The 20919-nt window shown below is 60.8% G+C and carries 18 protein-coding genes; 7 read left to right on the top strand and 11 right to left on the bottom strand.

Annotated features, from left to right (window positions below; all coding sequences use genetic code 11):
* The first annotated feature begins 41 nt into the window (after nt 1-41).
* A complete protein-coding gene (gene flbT, locus ASG47_RS16860; protein WP_061911173.1) occupies nt 42-479 on the top strand; it encodes a flagellar biosynthesis repressor FlbT in 438 nt (145 codons plus the stop codon).
* On the top strand, nt 418-792 hold the full coding sequence (gene flaF / locus ASG47_RS16855; RefSeq protein ID WP_061911171.1) for a flagellar biosynthesis regulator FlaF: 375 nt from the start codon (nt 418-420) through the stop codon (nt 790-792). The genes flbT and flaF overlap by 62 nt, the downstream gene beginning before the upstream one ends.
* 198 nt (nt 793-990) lie before the next feature.
* Here flaF and ASG47_RS16850 read toward each other — a convergent pair whose 3' ends face one another.
* The 3 genes from ASG47_RS16850 to ASG47_RS16840 form a co-directional block, all read right to left on the bottom strand.
* Complete coding sequence (locus tag ASG47_RS16850; RefSeq protein ID WP_061911169.1) at nt 991-3204, bottom strand: hypothetical protein; 2214 nt, start codon at nt 3202-3204, stop codon at nt 991-993.
* Nucleotides 3205-3218: 14 nt separating this feature from the next.
* Nucleotides 3219-5084 carry a flagellar hook-associated protein FlgK gene (gene flgK / locus ASG47_RS16845; protein ID WP_061911167.1) on the bottom strand — a complete coding sequence of 622 codons (1866 nt, stop codon included), beginning with the start codon at nt 5082-5084 and terminating at the stop codon, nt 3219-3221.
* Between the two features lie 213 nt (nt 5085-5297).
* The gene (locus ASG47_RS16840; protein ID WP_061911165.1) at nt 5298-8018 is read right to left on the bottom strand and encodes a flagellar hook-basal body complex protein; all 2721 of its coding nucleotides are present in this window, start codon (nt 8016-8018) and stop codon (nt 5298-5300) included.
* A gap of 239 nt (nt 8019-8257) precedes the next feature.
* On the opposite strand from ASG47_RS16840, the gene ASG47_RS16835 reads away from it, so the two are divergent.
* From ASG47_RS16835 to ASG47_RS16820, 4 genes are all read left to right on the top strand, one after another.
* Nucleotides 8258-9124 carry a hypothetical protein gene (locus tag ASG47_RS16835; RefSeq protein WP_061911163.1) on the top strand — a complete coding sequence of 289 codons (867 nt, stop codon included), beginning with the start codon at nt 8258-8260 and terminating at the stop codon, nt 9122-9124.
* 67 nt (nt 9125-9191) lie between these two features.
* The gene (locus tag ASG47_RS16830) at nt 9192-10100 is read left to right on the top strand and encodes a homoserine O-succinyltransferase (protein ID WP_061911161.1); all 909 of its coding nucleotides are present in this window, start codon (nt 9192-9194) and stop codon (nt 10098-10100) included.
* Nucleotides 10101-10201: 101 nt separating this feature from the next.
* On the top strand, nt 10202-11653 hold the full coding sequence (locus tag ASG47_RS16825; RefSeq protein WP_061911159.1) for a YcjX family protein: 1452 nt from the start codon (nt 10202-10204) through the stop codon (nt 11651-11653).
* Nucleotides 11650-12675: a YcjF family protein gene (locus tag ASG47_RS16820; protein WP_061911157.1), complete on the top strand. Its 1026-nt coding sequence runs from the start codon at nt 11650-11652 to the stop codon at nt 12673-12675. Before ASG47_RS16825 ends, ASG47_RS16820 begins: the two co-directional genes overlap by 4 nt.
* Here the strand turns inward: ASG47_RS16820 and ASG47_RS16815 are convergent.
* On the bottom strand, nt 12664-13362 hold the full coding sequence (locus tag ASG47_RS16815) for an EAL domain-containing protein (protein ID WP_061911155.1): 699 nt from the start codon (nt 13360-13362) through the stop codon (nt 12664-12666). The genes ASG47_RS16820 and ASG47_RS16815 overlap by 12 nt on opposite strands.
* Nucleotides 13363-13560: 198 nt before the next feature.
* On the opposite strand from ASG47_RS16815, the gene ASG47_RS16810 reads away from it, so the two are divergent.
* Nucleotides 13561-13884, top strand: coding sequence for a hypothetical protein (locus ASG47_RS16810; RefSeq protein ID WP_061911153.1), 324 nt, complete (start codon nt 13561-13563; stop codon nt 13882-13884).
* On the opposite strand, the gene ASG47_RS16805 is transcribed toward ASG47_RS16810, so the two are convergent.
* The 7 genes from ASG47_RS16805 to ASG47_RS16775 all read right to left on the bottom strand — a co-directional run bounded on the left by ASG47_RS16805 (nt 13881) and on the right by ASG47_RS16775 (nt 20715).
* Entirely contained in the window at nt 13881-14204 is a 324-nt protein-coding gene (locus ASG47_RS16805; RefSeq protein ID WP_061911151.1) for a 2Fe-2S iron-sulfur cluster-binding protein, read from the bottom strand. The two genes, ASG47_RS16810 and ASG47_RS16805, sit on opposite strands and share 4 nt — an antisense overlap.
* A gap of 185 nt (nt 14205-14389) precedes the next feature.
* Entirely contained in the window at nt 14390-15415 is a 1026-nt protein-coding gene (locus ASG47_RS16800) for an NAD(P)/FAD-dependent oxidoreductase (RefSeq protein ID WP_061911149.1), read from the bottom strand.
* Nucleotides 15416-15577: 162 nt separating this feature from the next.
* Nucleotides 15578-16852, bottom strand: coding sequence for a phosphoadenylyl-sulfate reductase (locus ASG47_RS20445; RefSeq protein WP_082511807.1), 1275 nt, complete (start codon nt 16850-16852; stop codon nt 15578-15580).
* Nucleotides 16839-18497 (bottom strand): nitrite/sulfite reductase, encoded by a 1659-nt coding sequence (locus ASG47_RS16790; RefSeq protein ID WP_061911147.1) that lies wholly within the window; start codon nt 18495-18497, stop codon nt 16839-16841. The genes ASG47_RS20445 and ASG47_RS16790 overlap by 14 nt, the downstream gene beginning before the upstream one ends.
* Nucleotides 18484-18813, bottom strand: a complete 330-nt coding sequence (locus tag ASG47_RS16785) for a DUF2849 domain-containing protein (RefSeq protein WP_061911145.1) — start codon at nt 18811-18813, stop codon at nt 18484-18486. Before ASG47_RS16785 ends, ASG47_RS16790 begins: the two co-directional genes overlap by 14 nt.
* Nucleotides 18810-20204 (bottom strand): siroheme synthase CysG, encoded by a 1395-nt coding sequence (gene cysG, locus ASG47_RS16780; protein WP_061911144.1) that lies wholly within the window; start codon nt 20202-20204, stop codon nt 18810-18812. Before cysG ends, ASG47_RS16785 begins: the two co-directional genes overlap by 4 nt.
* A gap of 190 nt (nt 20205-20394) precedes the next feature.
* Entirely contained in the window at nt 20395-20715 is a 321-nt protein-coding gene (locus ASG47_RS16775) for a 2Fe-2S iron-sulfur cluster-binding protein (RefSeq protein WP_061911142.1), read from the bottom strand.
* Between the last annotated feature and the right edge of the window lie 204 nt (nt 20716-20919).

Here is a 20919-nt window from a genome sequence, read left to right as displayed (position 1 = left end):
CCAGACGACCGGCGGCATTCCCAGAACAGGAAACAGAGCCTATGTCGCTGAAAGTCGAATTGAAGCCCGGTGAACGCCTTATCATCGGCCAGTGCATCATCACCAATTCAGACCAGCGCACACGCCTCTTCATCGACGGCAAGGCCCCTATCCTGCGGGAAAAAGACATCCTCACCATCGCCACGGCAGATACCCCCGCAAAGCGAATCTACCTGGCCGTCCAGCTCATGTATCTCGAGGACGATACGGCCCGTTTGCGCGAAGAATATTTCCGCCTTGTCAACGACATAATTCAAGCGGCGCCCTCGATGATTACGCTGATCAACGGGATCAACAACGAGATTTTAACCGGCCAATTGTACAAAGCTCTCAAGGCAGCCCGTAAGCTTATTCAGTACGAACAGGACCTTCTAGCAAATGTACCATCAGGGAGCGCAGGCCTATCAGCAGACGGCCCGCAAGACGGAAGCCCCGCGTGATCGCGAAGCAAATCTGCTTTCGCGGGCGGCTGCCAACCTCCAGCTTATCCATGACGCGTGGGACCTGAAGCAGGAGAGCCTCAACGAGGCACTGCTTTTCAACCGCCGCATCTGGAACATCTTCCTCACCTCCGTCACCCGCGAAGATAATCCGCTTCCGGCCCAGGTTCGGCAGAACATCGCCAATCTCGGTCTCTTCGTCATGAACGAGACCCGCGAGCTCCATATGGAGCCGATCAAGGCCAAGCTTCTGCCCCTGATCAATATCAACCGTCAGTTGGCCGCCGGCCTCCGCGGTTCCGACCAGGCCTGAATAGGCACCTCCCCCAAAGATCGCCTCGATGCGATGCCAAGAGCCTCCGGAAATAACCGGGGGCCTTTTTGTTTCTAGGGCTCTTTGCCCTGATCGGAAGTCAGGCGAAGGCGGTAGTCGATATCCCAAAAGAAAAGGGACGCTTTCGCGCCCCTTGATCTCTCGGCCTTCTGGCCTCGCTGTTCGCCTTCTGGCGCCCTATTTGAGGTAATTAACGAGGCTCAGGTTCGCGACGCTGGCCGTGGTCTGGTAGCTCGCCTCTAGGCGCGTCTTGAGCGCCAGAAGCTGCATGGCAGTTTCTTCCATGCTGACGGTTTCGACTTCGCTCAGCAGCGTCTGGAGCTGGCCCGAGAAGGCCGTGTTGCGCTCCTTGGCGCCGCCAACAGTCGCCCGCACGACGCCCAGTTCAAGACCGATCTGTTCGACCGAGCCGTCATGGGTCGCGGTCGCGCTCGACGTGCTCGCCATCTGCTTTTCCACCATGGAGCTGAAGCGCGCCTGGGCGGTGTTGTCGTTGACGTCGTATTCCTGGCTGCTCATGGCAGCGAGGGTTTTGACAAGTTCGCGGAGACCGGACTCATTGGCGCGGACGCCATAGCCGACCTTGGTGGAATCATCGACCGCAGCCGTTGCCGAGCGACGGGGATTGTCCCCCGCTGTGCCGATTTCGCCGGTGTACCATTTGACGGTATCGCGAGCGCCGGGCGTCGAGTAGACGGTCGCCGTTTCTGGATCGCCGCCGGTCATGTCGATGCGGCGCGCCACCCCATCGGCCGAGAAGAAATCGTCGGCCGCGGCAAAGCTCGATGCTGCGACGAGATCGGTCTTGCTGGTCTGATCGAGCTTGATCTTGAGGGCAGCTTCGAAATTGGCAGCCGTCTCTTCCTTGTTGGCGCCGATGACGAACTGACCGGTGCCGGGCTGACGATCGACCGCCTGCAGCATAACGGCCTTGCTGGTGCCGTCTGGCATGGTCAGGTTGAGAGTGACGGATTCGCCCGAGCGGGGCACTCCCATGAACTCGACCGTCATGTTGGCCGGATTGCCGGCAACGGCGCTGACATTGATCCGGCTGCTGGTGGTTGAAGCGGATGCGAGCTTGTAGCCGAAAACCGTCGGCGGAGATTCTTCCGCAATGCGCACCTTCTCGGGCGCCATAGCATCCACACCAGCTTCAAGCCGACCGGTCTTGATCGGCGCTTCGAGGGCACCAAGATGGGTCTTGAGGGCGCCTTGCAGGTTCTTCAGCGTTTCCTCGCGGCTCACCCCGATCTGATATTCCTTGGGGTTCGCAGCGGGGTCCGGCGTACCGGCAACGGCCTTGAACGCATAGTCGGTGGTCACACCGGTTGCTGCGTTCTTGATGCCGATGGTGATGGTTTCGCCATCGGTCGGCTGGGTCTGGAATTTAACCGACACGGCCTTCATGCCGTCGGAATAGCCGATGACTTTCACATCGGCATCCGAGGACAGGAACTGCTTGAAGTTGTCGAGATTGCCAAGCTTCTGACCCATCAGGTTTTCGAGGTTCTTGGCAGTGTCTTCGAGCGTCGAACCGACCGCATATTCCGGCGGCGTCGCCGAACTATCGGGAACGGCTGGCGCAGCGACAGCCTTGGCCGTCAGGGTCTGCGTGGTACCGTCGCGGCGAGTCATGTTGAAGGTGACCAGTTCGCCATCGAGCGGCTGGGTCGAAACCTGCACGGTGGGCGCCAGCGGGTCGGCCGTGGGGCCCATGGTCTGGGTCGAGTCCGAATTGCCTGAGATCGAGGTGATGGAATAGCCGAAGCGCTCGAACTCGGCCGAGGAGAGAACGAGATTGTTCTTCCAGGGGCCGGTAACGGTCGTGCGCGGCAGGCCGACATTGGCGAGGGTATCCGAAGAATCCTTGCCGAGGTCGGCCTTGCGGCGCTCTTCGGCGACCTTGAGGTAGCCGTCCGAGGTGCCGTCGCCATTCATGATCTGGTCGTAGGTCGCGACGGGCGCAGCTTCCGTCTTGTTGCCGCCCATGAGATAGCGGCCCGCCACGCTGAGGTTCAGCGTTTCAAGGAGCTGCGACAGACGGTTCTGCGAGTCCTTCTGCAGGCTCACCATGGTGAGGTTGTTCTCACCAAAGCTCGTCGGCGTTGCCGACGTCCGGGTTTCGGACTTGAGCTTGGAGAGCGAGGTGAACGCTTGGTCGAGGAAATTGAGGCGCAGGTTCACCGTGTTGATGTTGGCAGCGAAGGAATCGAGCTTGGTCAGGCGATTGCGCGAGGCCAGCGACACCGTGCGGTCGAACCCCATTTCGGACAGCGTTTCCGCCTTCTGGCCGCTGCCGAGCTGGGTCTGGAGCTTGCCGAGCTGCGACTGCATGGTCGAGATAGCGCTATAGCCTGCCTTGACCGGATACATGGACTTGTTGATCAGCATCTTGCGCGGCTCCCTTAGGTGAACGACTGCATGAGCGTGTCGAGCAGTTCCTGCACGACGGACGCGACGCGGGCATTGGCGGCATAGGCGTTTTGCAACTCCATCAGCCGCGCGACTTCTTCGTTGATATCGACGCCATAGCTTTCATCCATCCGCGAGGTGATGGCGTCGAGCGTCTGAGTATTGGTCTTGCTGGTGGCGAGCGCGGTCTGGATGGCGCTGCCCTGATATTCCATGACCTGGGTGGCCATGTCGGACAGCGAGCCGGAAAGACGGAAACCGCCATTCTTGGTCCCGACCATGGTGTTGGAGCCGAAGCGCATATTCTCGAACTGATCGACGAGATAGTCGACGCGCTTGCTGTCGCCAGAGGCTGTGGTGGCCGAGTAGTTCACCAGCGTCTTGTTGTCGGTGATCACCGCCGGATTGACGGTGATGCGGCCGGCAAAACCGAGACGCTGGCCGTTGCCGCCGAGCGAATTGGTGAAAGCCTTGTTGCCATCGGAGTCGATAAAGAGCGGCATGCCCAGCGAGCCGGCGGAAAGCTCATCGGCAGTCCAACGGGTCGAAGCTGAGATCGGGGTGGCATTGCCATTGCCCCGCACCGACAGCGTCGACCCGGTTCCCGAAAAACTCGGGCCATATGCGAGCGAGCTGTTGAGCGTGCTGACGACGAAGTTCATGTCGACCGTGCCGGCCGGACCGGTGCCGGCCATGCGGAGGCCCACGACCTGATTGCCGAAGCTATCGGGGGTCTGGAGCGGGAGCTTCGATTCATCGTCAACGCGGACGACGCGCGCCGTGCGCTCGACGCCGTCTTCGCCGCGATATTTGATCATCGCGTCGTCACCGTCCTTGAGCTTGCTCAGATCAAGATCATAGCCCGATGGCGGACCAGTGACGACCGCACCCGGCTCCTGCACGGTCGAGAACACCTGCGAGAGCGCGGCAGCGACGTCGTCGAGCTGCTTCTGCGCGTCCTGGAGGGTCACGTCGCGCATTTCGATGAGGGCGCCGAGCGTGCCGGTGCGGATCGCGCCTTCCTTGACGAGATCGACCTTGGTGCCATTCGGCGTTTCAAGGATGAACTTGCCGACGCCGCTCTGCTGATCGTCGACATTGAATTCGCTCGTCGGGGTCAGGGAACCGGACTGCTCGAAACGCACGACCGACGGCTTCACGTCGATCAGTGCCGTGCCCGACTTGGTCGCGAGGCGCACAGTGCCGTCGGGATTGTAGTCGACGCGCACGTCCATCAGTTCGGATACGCCCGAAACGATGCGATCGCGCTGGTCGAGGAGGCTGTTGCGCGTGTTGTTGTCGACGCCATAGTCGGCCAAAACCATGTTCACGTCGCGGAGCGAACCGAGCATGGAATTGATCTGATCGACCGACGAGGCCATCCGCGTTTCCGTCTCGCGGCGCATGGACTGCACGTCGAGCGAGAGGCGGTTGAGTGTGTTGGCCATGTCGGTGGCCTTGGTCACCACATCGGCGCGGGTCGCATAGTTGTCCGGGCTCGTGGCGAGGGCATCGAGCGACTTCTGCAGGTTGCCGAGCGAAGTATCGAGCGAACCGGCGGTGCCGGGCTTGCCGAGCGAGGTCTGGAGGCGGTCCATGAAGGTCGCCCGGGTGGACGAGTATGCTGTCTCGGGAACCTGCTTGGTATAGTAGTTCTGGAGGATGCTATCGAAGGCGCGTTCGATCGTGCCGGCGCGGACATAGGAATTGTCACCCCGGCCGACTTCGAGCGCGTTCAGCGTCTGCTTGTGGTAGCCGGGCGTACCGGCATTGGAAATATTGCGGGAGATGACTTCCAGCGCTGTCTGGCTGGCCTTCAGGCCCGAAAGGGCATTCCCGATCGCTACTGTCAAACCCATGACGGGTCTCCTTTGGCGCCGCGCCCTGCCCCGCCCCGAAGGACGGCGACCGCGCGAAGAATCTGAGAAACGGCGAGTCCCGGCGCAAGCACCGGGACCGTTGAGAAAAAGGGAATGCTGCTCAAACGCCTGCCTAGGCGAGGCATTAACCGGTCAGACAGCCCGTGAGGCCGGTTAGCGAATGGGCAACATTCCAAAGGCATTGCGAAAACCTCAGCGGATCATGTTGAGAGCTTCTTTGAGCATCTCGTCGGCTGCCGTTACGATCTTGGTGTTGGCCGAATAGGCCTGCTGCGTGACGATCAGCTTGGTGAATTCTTCCGAGATGTCGGTGTTGGACGCTTCGGTAGAACCACCCACGATGCCCGAGCCGGACTGGTCGACGATCGGCTCACCGGATTCGACGGTTGCCGTGTAGGTGCCGCCGTCGCCGCGCTTGAGGGCGTTGGCATTGTTGAAGCTTGCCGTCACGATCTGTGCGACTTCGCGAGTTTCGCCATTGGTGTAGGAGGCAACGACGCGACCGGCATCGGAAACGCCAACCGAGATGAATTCGCCGGCGCCATAACCGTTCTGCTTGAGGGCTGTGGTGCTGGCAGCGCCGCTATTGTCGGCAAACTGCGTCATGCCCTTGAGACCGTGATTATAAGTCATCTGGCCGAGCGAGGTGCCGTTGACCGTCAGGTTGCTGATGGTCAGCTGCTCGGTGCCCGTTGCCGTCGCGACTCCACCAGCCGGCGCAATGCCGCTCAGGATGCCGTTGTCATAGCTGTAGTCGGCAAGCTTGGTCCAGGCGACGGAAGCACCAGGACGGCTATCGGAGGCATAGAAGAGGCCCCAGGTTTCGTTGCCCGTCGTGCCGCCCATCTTGGCCCAGCGCATCTGCACGTTCACCGGCTCGCCGGTGTTCGAGTAGACCGTGATACCGCCGCCCGAGATCGATTCCGACACGAAGCGATCGGAGTCGGCCGAGAGGATGTTGTCGACCGAACCGGATGTCGCGTTATAGCTGCCGGCAATGTTGAGCTTGGTGGCGCCAGCGGCGTTGCCCGAGATCATCACGTTATTGGTGTAGTTGCCGGCAAAGGTCACGCTGAGGCGACCACCGACCATGTCGACGTCGACGCCGGCAGCACCTGGGCCGCCATTGGCCTTGAGGTCGGCTTCGATGGAGGCCAGCATGTCGGCGACAGTGCCGGTGGCGTTAATGCGGGTTTCACCCGCGCCGACGGCGAGCGTGCCCGACGTGTCGAGGCGGTAGGTGCGCGTGGTAGAGCCGACCTGGATCGAAAGCGTATCGCCGTGGTCGATCAAGAGGCTCGCAAGAGTGTTGGTCGACTTGACGTCGACGCCGGAGGCAGTGTCCGTCGTGAGGCTGAGGCCCATGGCATCGCCGCTGATGGAGCCGACGCGATCGGTCGTGAACGCCAGGGACTGCGTGCTGGCATCGCCCATGATAACGGCAACGCGGCCGTTGCGGATACCGACGCTCATGCCCGCATCACCGGTGAGAGCGCGCAGTTTGGTTTCCATATCGGCGAGCATCGTGGTGATGCTGCCGTTGGCAGCCACTTCGGTGCCAGAGCCGGTCACTGTCGTATCGGCAGCGCGAGCGCCGGCGGGATACGTAACGGTCAACTGACCCGTCACGCCATCATACGTCGCCGTTGCTGGTGCGATAGCCGCGTTCACCGAAGCCTGGAAGTTGGCTGGAGTGATCGGACCCGTTGCCGGCAGGATGGTGACGGCGGTGCCGTTGATGTTGAAGTTGCCGGCAGCGCGGAGGTTGGCGAGTTCTTCCTTCGGCACGGTGACGACGGTCGAGGCCGAGGTGGCGAGCGTACCAGCGCGGGTGCCAGGGGCGCTGAGCGCAACGCCAGTACCCGCCGCAGACGTTTCGGCCGGAGACGCGCCCGCAGGATAGCTGATGACCAGCGATGTACCGGTGAGTACGGCGGAGCCGGGCGCAAGACCAAGTGCAGATTCGATCGCCGTCTGGAATTGCGCGTCGTTGGTAACACCAGCACCAAGTGGAATGGCGGTGGAACCGATGAAGAAATTGTCGTCCGAAGCTAGGGTAGAACGGCTGGCAACAGTGATCGTAGTCTGTTTGCTGACGGCAGCATTACCGGCCGTCGCGCTGGTCAGCGTCGCTGCAGGCGTCGAGACGCCATTGGTGTTGAACCGCACGCCATAGGTCACGCCGCCGACGGTGACGTTGAGACGATCGTTGTCGGTGACGATGGAATTGGCTGCTGCCGTGCCATTGACGGTCGCGCCGAAGGCATAGGCCGGAGTGGTCGCTGGCAATGTCGCGCCCGAACCCGCAGGGGTCTTCGGAAAGGCTGGCGAACCCTGGACGTTGGAATAATTCCACGGCTTGAAGAGCTCGCTGCCCGGCGTCGTCGAGACATAGGACGACGTTTTCGGGATCTGCGGCAGGTTGAGCTGATAGTCGATCGTCGTCGAGCGCTTGGCCGGCAGGAACGAGTTGTCGATCTTGATGGCTTCGGCGACCGAACCGGTCACGACGCCGTTGTTCATGCCAAGACCCGTCAGGCGATAACCGGCGCCGTTGACGAGGTAGCCGTTGCGATCAATGTCGAAGTCACCGCGACGGGTGTAGAACGTGCCGCCCGAACCATCGCCCTGCTCGACAACGAAGAAGCCGTTGCCATTGAGAGCCATGTAGGTTTCGGTTTCGGCATTCTGAATATCGCCGCGCAGGGTATTCATGGAGCGCGAATAGGACGAAACGGCACCGGCAATCTGCTGCTTGACCGGAGCATCGGGGATCATGTCCACAAAGCTCGTATCGATCCGCTTGAAGCCGATGGTCTGCGAATTGGCGATATTGCCGGAGATGTTCTCCATGGCATGCGACTGGGCCTTTAGGCCGGACACCGCACTTTGAAGAGCGCCAAAAATACCCATTTAAAACTCCAGTTCCCCAAATAGACGAGGCAAGCGCCTGTTTGCCCCAAGCAATGCAAGGGGAGTGCCAATTCGTTAACCATATGAATTAGTTGATCTTTCAGGATTTTGGCGCCGAGCCGCACCCGGCAGACCGGCAGAAAAGGAATGGGCACATGGCAAAAAATGCCGCCTGACTTGCCGAGCGCCTTCGTCTATTGGGTTGGGCCTGGATCGTCCGACCGGGAAATTGCCGACCAATGCTGTTTGAAACGCCTGATCAGTTCATCAATTCGCCGCGCCGCGCCGTAACGGTTTTCGGCATGGCTGGCGTTGGAAAAACCCGGCTTTCCAACCTCTTGCGGAAAAACCGCTGGTTCCACTATTCGGTCGATTATCGCATTGGCACGCGCCATATGGGCGAGTACATCGTCGACAACTTCAAGGCCGAAGCCATGAAGGTGCCGTTCTTGGCTGAGCTTCTGCGGTCGGACTCGATCTATATCTCGTCCAACATCACCTTCGACAATCTCGATCCGCTCTCGACCTATCTCGGCACGCCCGGCAATCCGCAAAAGGGTGGCCTGCCGCTCGCCGAATATCAGCGCCGGCAGGAGCAGCACCGGGTGGCGGAAATTTCTGCCCTATTGGACGTTCGCCACTTCATCGATCGCGCCAAGACGCTCTATGGCTATGATGATTTCATCGCCGATACCGGCGGCTCGCTGATCGAGGTCATCGACCACGACAATGCCGAAGATCCTGTCGTCCGCACCCTCGCAGACAATTCGCTGCTGCTCTATATAAGGGGCACGGACAAGGACGCGGCCCAACTGGTGCAAAGGTTCAAGCAGAGCCCAAAGCCCATGTATTACCGGCCGGCCTTCCTCGTGGAAAAATGGGCCGAGTTCAAGCATATGCACGGCATTCTCGAAGACGACGACGTCGACCCCGCCCAGTTTGGCGCCTGGGGTTTCGAGGCGCTGCTGCATAATCGCCTGCCCCGCTATCAGGCGCTGGCCGACAATTTCGGCTACACTGTCGAAGCCTCGGATCTGGCGCTGGTGCGCGACGGCGACGAATTCGTCGATCTCATCGCCTCGGCCATCGAAAAGCGAATGCGTTAGCGCGTGCCCCACGGGGACGCGCAACTGACGACACGCCGCTTTTTTCTGCCCCATTGCTGAGGCTCACATGCCTATTCGTATTCCCGATAATCTACCCGCCCGCAAAATCCTCGAGGACGAGGGCGTCAACGTCATGGATACCAGCCGCGCCTCGCGGCAGGATATCCGCCCGCTCGAAATCGGCCTTCTCAACCTGATGCCGAACAAGGAGCGCACCGAGACGCAGTTCTCCCGCCTCATCGGCGCGACGCCGCTCCAGGTCAATCTCTCGCTCGTGCGCATCACCGAGCATCAGTCCAAGCACACCTCGGAAGATTACCTCAAAACCTTCTACCAGACCTGGGAAGAGGTGAAGGAACGTAAGTTCGACGGCTTCATCGTCACCGGCGCGCCCATCGCCCACATCCCGTTCGAGGACGTTCGCTACTGGAACGAGATGCTGGAGATCATGGCCTGGACACGCACCAATGTGCACCGGACCATGTATATCTGCTGGGGCGCTCAGGCCGCGCTGCACCACTTCCATGGTGTGAAGCGCAATCGCATGGAGGAAAAGGCCTTTGGCGTCTTCCGCCACCGGATCGTCAACACCCGCTCGCCTTATCTCCGCGGCATGTCTGATAGCCCGATGATCCCGGTGTCGCGTTACAACGACATCGACCGCGCAAGCGTCGGCGACGATCTTGATGTGCTGGTCGATAGCGATATTGGCCTTTGCATGTTGGGCGATAAAAGCGGCCGCGCGGTCTATTTCCTCAATCACCTGGAATATGACAACCGCTCGCTCGCCGACGAATACGAGCGCGATGTGAAAGCGGGACTTGAAACGACGCCGCCGGAAAATCTGTTCCCCAATGGCGACACCTCGGCCGAACCGGAAAACCGCTGGCGCAGCCACGCCCATCTCCTGTTCCAGAACTGGATCAACGAGATTTATCAGACGACACCATACGATCTCGGCGAGATCGGTCAGTGATGGAACGGCGGGCCGGGTGCCCGCCGTTATTCTTTGGGTCAGGGCGCGCTCCCTTGATCGCGCCGCCCCGCCGCCTATCTTGGTGCTAAAGAGGACCGAACTTGCCCCAGCCGCCGACCAACCTGACCGACGAACTCGGCATCGCCCTCGCCAATCTCACCGATACCGCGACGGGTATCCTGACGCCGACGCTTCGTTTGGGCGTCACCGGCCTCAGCCGCGCCGGCAAGACCATCTTCATCACCTCCCTCATCCACAATCTGCTAACCCAAGGCCGCTTGCCCGGCTTCGCGCCGCTGGCAGAAGGTCGCTTCATCGGCGCCAAGCTTGCCGAATATCCCGATGCGACCATTCCGCGCTTTGCCTATGAGCAGCACCTCGCCGCACTGACCGGCAAACCCGCCACGTGGCCGGAAAGTACGCGACGCATTTCCCAGCTCCGCATTGTTTTGAAATACCAGTCGGCCAAATGGTGGAGCGGAATGCGCGGTCCCGCGACACTCAATCTCGATATCGTCGACTATCCCGGCGAGTGGCTGCTCGACCTGCCGCTCCTAGGCAAGAGCTTTGCCGAATGGAGCGAAGAGGCCCTAGCCCGAGCGCGCCAGCCCGGCCATGCGGACGAGGCGGGGCGGTTCCTCTTTGAGCTCGACAATACCGACGCCCTCCGCGACGCCACCGACCCGGACGCCGAACGACTGGCCGGCGCCTTCACCACCTATCTCCGCCGCAGCCGCGAGCATGGCGCGCTCTCGACCCTGCCGCCCGGCCGGTTCCTGTTACCGGGCGATCTCGAAGGCTCGCCAGCGCTGACCTTTGCGCCGCTGCCGCGTCCGAGCCAGCCGATCCGCAATGCCAGCCTCTATGCCATGCTGGAAAACCGCTACGAGGCCTACAAGGCCCAGGTGGTCCGTCCGTTCTTCCGCGACCATTTTGCTCGGCTCGATCGCCAGGTGGTGCTCGTCGATACGCTGCGCGCGCTCAATACCGGGCCGGCTGCTGTTGCCGATCTCGAAACCGCGCTGACCTCGGTGCTCTCCTGCTTCCGTCAGGGCGAAGCCAATCCGCTCTTGCGCCCGTTCAGCCGCCGCATCGATCGCATCCTCTTTGCCGCGACCAAGGCCGACCACGTCCACCACACAAGCCATGATCGCCTCGAAGCAATTCTCAATCGGCTGGTGTCGAACGCCGCCAAGCGTGCCCGCTTTGCCGGCGCCTCCACCAAATCCATCGCCATTGCCGCCATTCGGTCGACCAGCGAAGGCACGATTCGCGAAGGTGGGGAGACGCTGCCAACCTTGATCGGCACGCCGCAAGCGGGGGAAGAACTCGACGGCATCACCTATGATGGCAAAACCGAAATAGCATTGTTTCCCGGCGACTTGCCGAAAAGACCGGATTCTCTATTTGAAGACGGCAATCCGGTCGCGCTTAACTTCCTGCGCTTCACCCCGCCGCAGAAGCGCGAGGTGAATGGCTCTGGCGAAACCGTTTTGCCGCACATCCGCTTTGACCGCGCACTCGATTATCTCATCGGAGACTGGATGGCATGAAGCGTCCCATAGCTCGCCCTACCGGCACCGCCGACGATGCCGAAGCCGCCATCCGCGTCCCACGCGCCTTTGCGCCAGCCTCTGCCGAATTGGTGGAGACGAGTTTTGACGAGCCGGAAACCGACGCAGTCCTCGTCGGCCCGCCGCCGCGCCGCATGGGCTGGATCGGCAAGCTCGCCTGGACCACAGGCGGGATATTGATCTCGGCAGGCCTAGCGCTTGCGGCTGACCGCCTGATCCGCGATCTCTTCGCTGCCCAACCCTTGCTCGGCTATGTCGGCCTGGGTGTCCTCGGCGCCTTCATCGTCGCGGTCCTTGCTTTGGTTGCCCGCGAGGTCTTTGCCCTGCGGCGCCTGCGGGTGCTTGATGCGCTCAAGGCCGATGCTGCTCGCGCCCGCATCGACGACGATCAGAAGGCGGCGCAGCATGTCGTCAACCAGCTCGAAGCCATCTATGCGGATCGGCCCGACATGGCCCGCGGCCGCGAGGCGGTGAAGACCAACCTGCCCCATCTCTTCGATGGCGGCGAAATCATCGCCCTCGCCGAACGCAATCTCATGGCCTCGCTCGACGCCCGCGCCAAAATCCTGACGGCCGCGTCGGCCCGCCGCGTGGCTTTGGTAACCGCCGTTTCGCCCCGCGCCCTGATCGATGTCGCCTTCGTCATCTATGAAAGCGTGCGCCTTGCGGGCGCGATCGCAGCGCTATACGGCGCCCGCCCCGGCTTTTTCGGCTTTTGGCGGCTGACCGGCGCCATCCTGGCGCACCTCGCTGTCACTGGCGGCCTCGTCCTCACCGACGGGATCGTCGAGCAACTCGTCGGCCAAGGGCTGGCGGCAAAGCTCTCCGCGCGGCTCGGTGAAGGCGTCGTCAATGGCTTGATGACTGTGCGCGTCGGCATTGCCGCCATGCGCGTCGTCCGCCCCATGCCGTTCGAAACCTCACCCCAGCCCATGGTTCGGGATTTCATTCCCGAACTGGTCAAGGTGACGGGTGATGCCGGCCGCAACTCAAGCGGCTAGCAGCATCGCTGGCTCTTCAAAGGTCTCGACGCGCGGCTTGGCGAAGTAATAGCCCTGGAACAGAGCGATCCCTGCAGCACGTAGCGTCATCAGCTCCGCTTCGCTTTCGACGCCTTCGGCCAAAACCTTGATATCGAGCTGCCGGCTGATCCCGACGATACCGGCAATGATCGCCTGGCGCGCCACTGATGTATCGACATCGCGGAGCAATTCCATGTCGATCTTGATGAGGTCTGGCTGGAATTTTGCCAGCAGCCCGAGGCCGGCATAACCAGCGCCGAAATCGTCGAGCGCGGTCATGAAGCCCATGCGCTTATATTCGGCAACGATATTGGCGACATGGTCTACATTGGGCATGCGCTCGTTCTCAGTGAATTCGAACATCAACCGCTTGGGGTCGAACTGCGCACGGGCCGCAGCGCCGAGCGTCGCTCGGATGCAGGCTCGGGGTTCGTAAACCGCATTGGGCATGAAGTTGATCGAGAGCCTCGCGTCCGACGCCATTGGCAGGTTGTGCCCCGCCAATTCGATGGCTTTCACACGGCAAGCCTGATCGAAAACATAGCGGTTTGCGTCGGTTACGGCAGACAGCACACTCGCAGCGCCTTGCCCGTCCATGCCGCGCACGAGAGCTTCATAGCCCCATACGGTCTGGGTGCTGACATCGACGATCGGCTGGAACGCCATAGTAAAGGCGACAGGAAACTCCTCTCCGCCGCGGCAACCCTGACAAGAAACACCCACTTGAATAACCTATGTTATTATGATTGCTAGTATTTCCTCCAATATGCCTGATGTCTCTTAATGCAACGACAATCTGAGCCCAGCAGGCCCAGTCCTGCCGCAATGTTCGCCGAGCATTCTCTGCCAACGCGGAGTTTGCCCATGAAAGCCCTCGCCGTCTTCGCTCTTACCCTTGCCATTGTCCCCGCCGCCCATGCACAGGGAGACAAACAGTTTCCCGATCCGTCGGAAACGACGCCGGAACTCATCGAGCTTTATGAGGATGCAAACGCCATTTGCCGCGGCAATAGCGGCAATGACGTAAAGACCTGGGCCAATTGCGCGGCCCGCTCGGTCTATGGCACCGCGCTCAATGAGCGCGACTGGTGCTATGGCAAGGAAGATCAGGCCGGCGCCGAAATGGAATGGCACGAATGCGAAGCGACTTCGCTCCGCTTCGAGCCCGTCGACATCAACGCGCTCTAGGCGTCTTTGGCAGCGCTCGGCGCCAGCGTCAGTTTCAGCCCATCGAGATCGTCCGAGCAGAGGATCTGGCATGATAGGCGCGAGTTCAATTTCACATCGCCGACGCTGTCGAGCATATCCTCTTCCTCGTCGCTCGGCGCACCGACCGCACCGAGCCAATCATCATCGACATAGACATGGCATGTGGCGCAGCTCAGCGCACCGCCGCACTCGGCCTTGATGTTAAGACCCCAATCGCGAATGACCTCCATCACGCGCCAGCCCTCGAGCCCTTCGAGCTCGTGCACTTCGCCTGCCTGGTCGGTAACGGAAATCTTCATCGGGCGCTCCTCAACAGCGGGGCGTGCTTAGCGTTGTATGGGGCGGGAAGGCAAGTAGGACATTGGTTTGGGCAAAGTGCACCTCAAACCATCGGCTGTCATCCCTGCCTTGAGCCGGGATCCATCTTGAGATCTCGGGATGGCCCCCGGCTCAAGGCCGGGGGACAATCGCATTTTCGGTGGGCCTAAGCCACACCTAGCTTCTTCTGCAGCTTGGTCGAGCTGGTCGTGTACTGAAACACCACGCGCTCGCCCGGCGAAATGATCGACTTCGCAGCCTGCGCCATCAATGCGGCCTCGTGGAAGCCAGAAAGGATCAGCTTGAGCTTGCCTGGATAAGAATTGATGTCGCCGATCGCAAAAATGCCGGGGACCGACGTCTGGAACTTCTCGGTATCGACGACGATCGTGTTGTCGTTGAGCTCAAGCCCCCAGTCGGCCACAGGACCGAGCTTCATGGTGAGGCCAAAGAAGGGCAGCAGGCGCGTCGCCGGGATCGACAGATCGCCCGCTTCGGTCGTCAGATGCACATGGTTGATCTGGCCGTTCTCGCCATCGAGCTTGGCGATCTGGCCGAGCTGGAAGTTGACCTTCCCCTCGCCCACCAGCTCCTTCATCTTGTTGACCGAAGCCGGCGCCGCCTTGAAAGCATCGCGACGGTGCACCAACGTCAGTGTGCGCACGATCGGCTGCAGGTTGAGCGTCCAGTCGAGTGCCGAGTCGCCGCCGCCGACGATGACAACGTCCTGTCCGCGGAAATCCTCGATTTTGCGCACCGCATAGAAGACCGACTTGTTTTCATAAAGCTCGATCTCAGGCACCGGCGGGCGCTTGGGCTGGAACGAGCCGCCACCCGCCGCGATCACCACAACCTTAGTGAAGAAGGTTTCATCGGCATCGGTCTGCAGCTTGAACGAGCCATCTTCCAGCTTCTCGATGGAATTGACCATGCGCGAATAGTGGAATTCGGGCGAAAACGGCGCGATCTGCGCCATCAGATTATCGGTGAGCTGCTGGCCCGTGATCATCGGGAAAGCCGGAATGTCGTAGATCGGCTTTTCCGGATACAGCTCGGCGCACTGGCCGCCTGGGCGGTCGAGAATGTCGATAAAATGGCATTTGATATCCAAGAGCCCGAGTTCAAAAGCCGCAAACAGGCCGCAAGGCCCAGCGCCGATAACGACAACGTCGGTGGTGATCTCAGTGCTCATTTGTCTCTGCCTTGGCGGACGCCGGGTCCGCAATTTTGCTCGGCGTCATTCCCGCAAAAGCGGGAATCTCCCTGCGCGACGAGAGGGATCCCCGCTTTCGCGGGGATGACGCGGTGTTGGAAGTAACCCCAGGGATTACCTGATCGACGCGCTCCACTTATCCTAGGAAACGCGACGAAGGAAGGGCCGAGTACCGACCGGTACTTCGGTGACGCCCACCGGCTGATAAAACAGCGCCATCTCCGGCAGGCGGTTCTCGATCAGCGCTTCGCGGGTCGGCTCGTGGGTGACCACCAGCGCATTGAACCCACAGCGGCGCATATGCGGAATCTGATCCTGCAGAACATCGCCTACAGCCCTGATTTCGCCCGCATATTTGAACCGCTCAACCAGAAGGCGCGCCGTCGAATAGCCGCGCCCATCCGAGAAGGCTGGGAATTTTATCGCGACCGAAGCGAAGCGCGACAACTCATCGACAACATCCTCGATCTTCTCACCGGGCGACACCAGCAGCCCCAGCGGATGCTGGTTTGCAAGATACTCGGCACGGTTCGCCAGAAACTCCGGCAACGGGACGTGGGTATAGCGCGCTTCGGATGGCGCAGTGCCCTCCACCCAGTCCTTGAACGGGTCGGCGATGAACGCGCCGTCTTTCCAGAGCGTATGGCGGGCTGCAGCAGTCATCGGATTGGCGATCGCTCCACTGAAATCATAATGGATGCCGCATTCCTTCTTATTGAGGCCGCGCCACCGTCCGGCGCGCGGATCTTCACCCTCGGCAACCACCGAGGTGCAAGGCGCGCAGCCAATGGACTTGTAGCCTTTGGCATAGAGCGGATGCTCGGGCAAGTTATGCTTCTGGCGGTATTCGATGACGTCGATATCGGAGAAATAGGCCAGCGGATTGACTTTGATGCGATCATCGCTGGTCAATTCAAAATGCGGCAGCACGCCGCGTTCCTTGGTCTGATAGCGCTTCCGCCCCGTAACCCAGCCACCATATTGCTCGGTGATCGGCTCAAGCGGCTCGGTTTTGCGGATATGGCAGCAGGAATCCGGATCGGTCTCCCAAAGGTCGCCATTGGGATCGAACCGCGCTACATCCTTCGGGTCCGGATGGATCGCGCGCACATTGATCAAGCCGAATTGCTTCTTCAGCGTTTCGACATAATCGAGCGTCTCGGCAAAATGCTTGCCGGTCTCGAGGAAATAGACCGGCATCGATGGATCGACCTGCGCCACCATATGCAGCAGCACCGCCGAGTCCGCCCCGAAGGACGAGACGATAGCAAGATCGCCGGGAAGCACATCGGACACGGCGTAGCGCAAGACGCCGACCGCATCCATTTCGTCAAACATGCCATTGAGCGCCAGAATGCCCAGCGACTTCAGCTTGTCATGCGCCGCCTTAGCGGGCGCGAGTTTAGGCAGTCCCATAGAGGGCCTCCTTGAACGGCGCTTCCCCAAGACGCCGATAGGCTGCAATGAAAGTTTCGTATTCGCTCGTGCGCTGGGCGATGTAAAAATCGACCAACTTTTCGATAGCGCCCGGCACGTTCTCGGCCTCGAAACCCGGCCCGATGATCTTGCCCACCGAAGCATGCTCTGTGGCGTCACCGCCCAGCGTGATCTGATAGAGCTCGCCGCCCTTCTTCTCGACGCCGAGAATGCCGATGTGCCCCACATGATGGTGCCCACAGGCGTTGATGCAGCCTGAAATTTTAATCTTGAGCTCACCGATTTCCTTCTGACGCGCCGGCTCGGCGAACTTTTTGGAAATCTCCTGCGCAATCGGAATAGAGCGGGCATTGGCCAGGGCGCAGAAGTCGAGGCCCGGGCAGCAGATCATATCGGTGATGAGGTTGTTGTTGCCCTCAGCCAGCTCGGCAGCCACCAGTGCATCATACACCGCCCGCAGATCGGCCAGCGCCACATGCGGCAGAACCAGGTTCTGTTCATGGGTAACGCGCAGCTCGTCATACGAATACCGTTCAGCGAGGTCAGCGACGACCTCCATCTGCATATCCGTCGCATCGCCTGGCGCCCCGCCCACTGGCTTCAGCGAGATCGTTACCGATGCATAGCCCGGCTGGGCATGGGCATTGATGTTGTTGTCTAGCCAACGGCCATAGGCAGGATCAATGACCGACTCATATGCCACATCGATCTTGGTCACGCTTTGCTGCGCAAAGGCCGGCAGTGCGAAATAGGCGCTGATGCGATCGACTTCCTCGCTCGGCAGAGTGAGAACACCGCCGCGAACTTCGGCGAATTCGGCCTCGACCTGGCCCTTGATGGTTTCAAGGCCCTCTTCGTGCACCAGGATCTTGATGCGCGCCTTGTACTTGTTGTCCCGGCGGCCATAGCGGTTGTAAACGCGCATGATGGATTCGAGATAAGCCAGCAGGTGCTCATTGGGCACAAAACTGTTGATCAGCTTGGCGATCATCGGCGTACGGCCGAGGCCACCACCAACCCACACTTCCCAGCCGATCTCGCCGGCGCCGTTCACGGCCGCCTGCAGGCCGATGTCGTGGAAACGGATGGCCGCGCGATCCTGCGGTGCGCCGGTTATGGCGATCTTGAACTTCCGCGGTAGATACGAGAATTCGGGATGAAGGCTCGACCACTGGCGCAGGATTTCGGCGACTGGCCGCGGATCGATGATCTCATCGGCAGCGGCGCCGGCAAACTGGTCCGTCGTGACATTGCGGATGCAATTGCCCGAGGTCTGGATCGCGTGCATCTCCACCGATGCCAGCTCTTCCAGAATGACCGGAATGTCCTTCAGCTTAGGCCAGTTGTACTGGATGTTCTGGCGCGTGGTGAAATGGCCATAGCCACGGTCGTAGACCCGCGCGATGTGGGCGAGCTTGCGCATCTGCTTGGACGAAAGCGTGCCATAAGGCACGGCGACGCGCAGCATATAGGCGTGGAGCTGCAGATAGAGACCGTTCATCAGCCGCAGCGGCCGGAACTGATCCTCGCTCAGTTCCCCCGAAATGCGGCGCTTCACCTGATCGGCGAACTGCGCCGTGCGGCCCGCGACGAACGCGGCGTCAAATTCGTCATATCGATACATGACCGTCCTCACCCAAATGTTGGCGGTCGTAAGCCTGCCCGTGGAGCGTCAATGGCGCGGTGGGACCCGCAGCCCGGATACGTTCGCGAAGCCGCTTGGGCACGATCTGCCCATCGACGACATCGACTTCTTCGATTTCAAGGCTGATCACGCGACCGGTCGCCTTGGTCGCCGCAACAGCGCCATCGCGCTCGGCTGCGTCTTCCTTCTCAAAAAGACGCGCCGCGCTCAGCGCTTCCACCCAATCGCCGGATGCCGACAGGTAAACCGTCGCACCCGAGATCAATTCGTTCCCCGTAAGGATTTCCTTGCTCATGCTACCTTGAAACTTTCCAATTCTCCGGCGACGGCCTCAACCCAATCGCCATGCGCCACGGCCCGGCCAACGAGAATGACGGCAGGGCCATCCTCGAATGCGACCGCGCCGCGCGCCAATTCGCCCAGATTTCCCGAATAGGACCGGCTGCTCGCCCGTCCCGCATTGACGACGATGCCGATTGGCAGATCAGCCTCGGCACCAGCCGCAAGCAGCCGTGCCGCCGTCTCCGCCGCGATCGATTTGCCCATATAAAGCGCGAGGGTCAGCCCCGTCAGCGACAGAGCCGCCCAATGCGCCAATTCGCTATCCTCAGCCCCATGCGCCGTCGCAACGACCAAGCCAGTCGACACTTTCCGCAGCGTCACCGGTGTCGCTGTATCGGCTGCAGCCGCGAGCGCCGACGTCACGCCCGGCACGATTTCGAAGCCAATCCCAGCGTCACGCAGCGCCGCGATTTCCTCGCCGGCTCGCCCGAACACCATTGGGTCGCCCGACTTGAGCCGCGCCACGCGCTTGCCCTCGCCCGCGAGCCGCACGATCAACGCATTGATCTGGCTTTGGGTGAAACTATGGTTGCCCTTGGATTTACCGACCGAGATTTGCTCGGCATCGCGCCGCCCCATCTGCACCACTTCGGCCGGCACGAGTTGGTCATAGACCACCACATCCGCCTGCTGCAGATAGCGCTGCGCCCGGAGGGTCAGCAGATCAGCCGAACCCGGCCCTGCCCCGATCAGCCAGACGACGCCGGCGCCAGAACCCGTCGCAACGTGGCTCTCAAGCAGCTTGATTGCCTCAGCCTCGCCATGCCCCTGCGCCAAAGCGCTCTCGATGGCAGGCGAAGTCACCAAATCCTCGTAGTAGCGACGCCGGGCGGCGCCATCATGAATCAGGCTCTCAACCTTCTGGCGTAAACCACCGGCCAGACCGGCGATTTTCCCGATACCGGGCGAGAGCAGCGCCTCGATCTGCGCGCGCACCAGCCGCGCCAAAACCGGCGCATCGCCTTCGCTCGAAATGGCGACGCTCAGCGGCGCCCGATCAACGATGGAGGGGGTATAGAAATCGCACTGGTCAGGGACGTCCACCACATTGAGCGGAATGTTCAGCCGGCGCGCCTCAGCGGCGGCCAACGCGCCATCCGGGCCCTCGTCAGCCACGAACACCATGGCAGCGCCATCGATATCACCGACGGCCAGCGGCCGCTCGAAAATGGTCAGATCGTAGCCGGAAAAATCCGTCTCAACCTGTCGCGTATATATCTCTATCGAAGCAGTAGTCTTAGCGATCAACCGGACTTTGTTCAGGGCCTCGTCGGTGCCACCGACGATGATGATGCGCTTGCCCTTGACCTTGTAGCTCAACGGAAATGTGTTGAGGCGAGTCATACTAGTCCTATTCCAATTGTGCGCCAAAATAGTCGCAGGCAAGGGATTGGAGCAAGGCGTTGAAATTCAATCGCTTTTATATTTCCCTTGGCAGGGTTACCTTAGAATGACGCTAAGGTGGAATGGCGGTGGCAGGCAAAAAAATGCGGCCAACCGCCTCTACGCGAAATGCTGGAATTGCCTGAGGCGCTTAGCCCTGCCGGGTCGGCACGTGAACGACGAGCCCGTCGAGATTGTCCTTCACCTTGATCTGGCAGGACAGCCGGCTCGCATCCTTCACGTCGAAGGCGAAATCGAGCATGTCTTCTTCCATCATCGAAGGCCCGCCGACAGTCTCGCGCCAGGCATCATCGACATAGACATGGCATGTTGCGCAGGTGCAGGCGCCGCCGCATTCCGCGACAATTCCAGGCACGGCGTTGATGATGGCCGTTTCCATCACGGTCGCGCCGTTTTCGGCTTCCGTCTCGATGCGGTCGCCGCTTGAAGTAACAAAGGTGATCTTGGTCATGGGGACCTTTTAGGCTTGCTGGTGCATGAGGATATAGGCCACACGAGCGAGGTTGGGTAGGCGGAAGGGTGAATGGCTGACCTACGTTAGAGCCCCCTCACCCGTCTCGCGCTTTGCGCGATCCACCCTCTCCCCGAGTGGGAGAGGAATAAGAGGGACCCTATGCATCCAAAAGCACCGCACCATTCTTCTCCCTCTAGGGGA

This window comes from Devosia sp. Leaf420, assembly GCF_001425445.1.
GTDB lineage: Bacteria > Pseudomonadota > Alphaproteobacteria > Rhizobiales > Devosiaceae > Devosia.
This window is presented reverse-complemented; position numbering and strand designations above follow the sequence as displayed.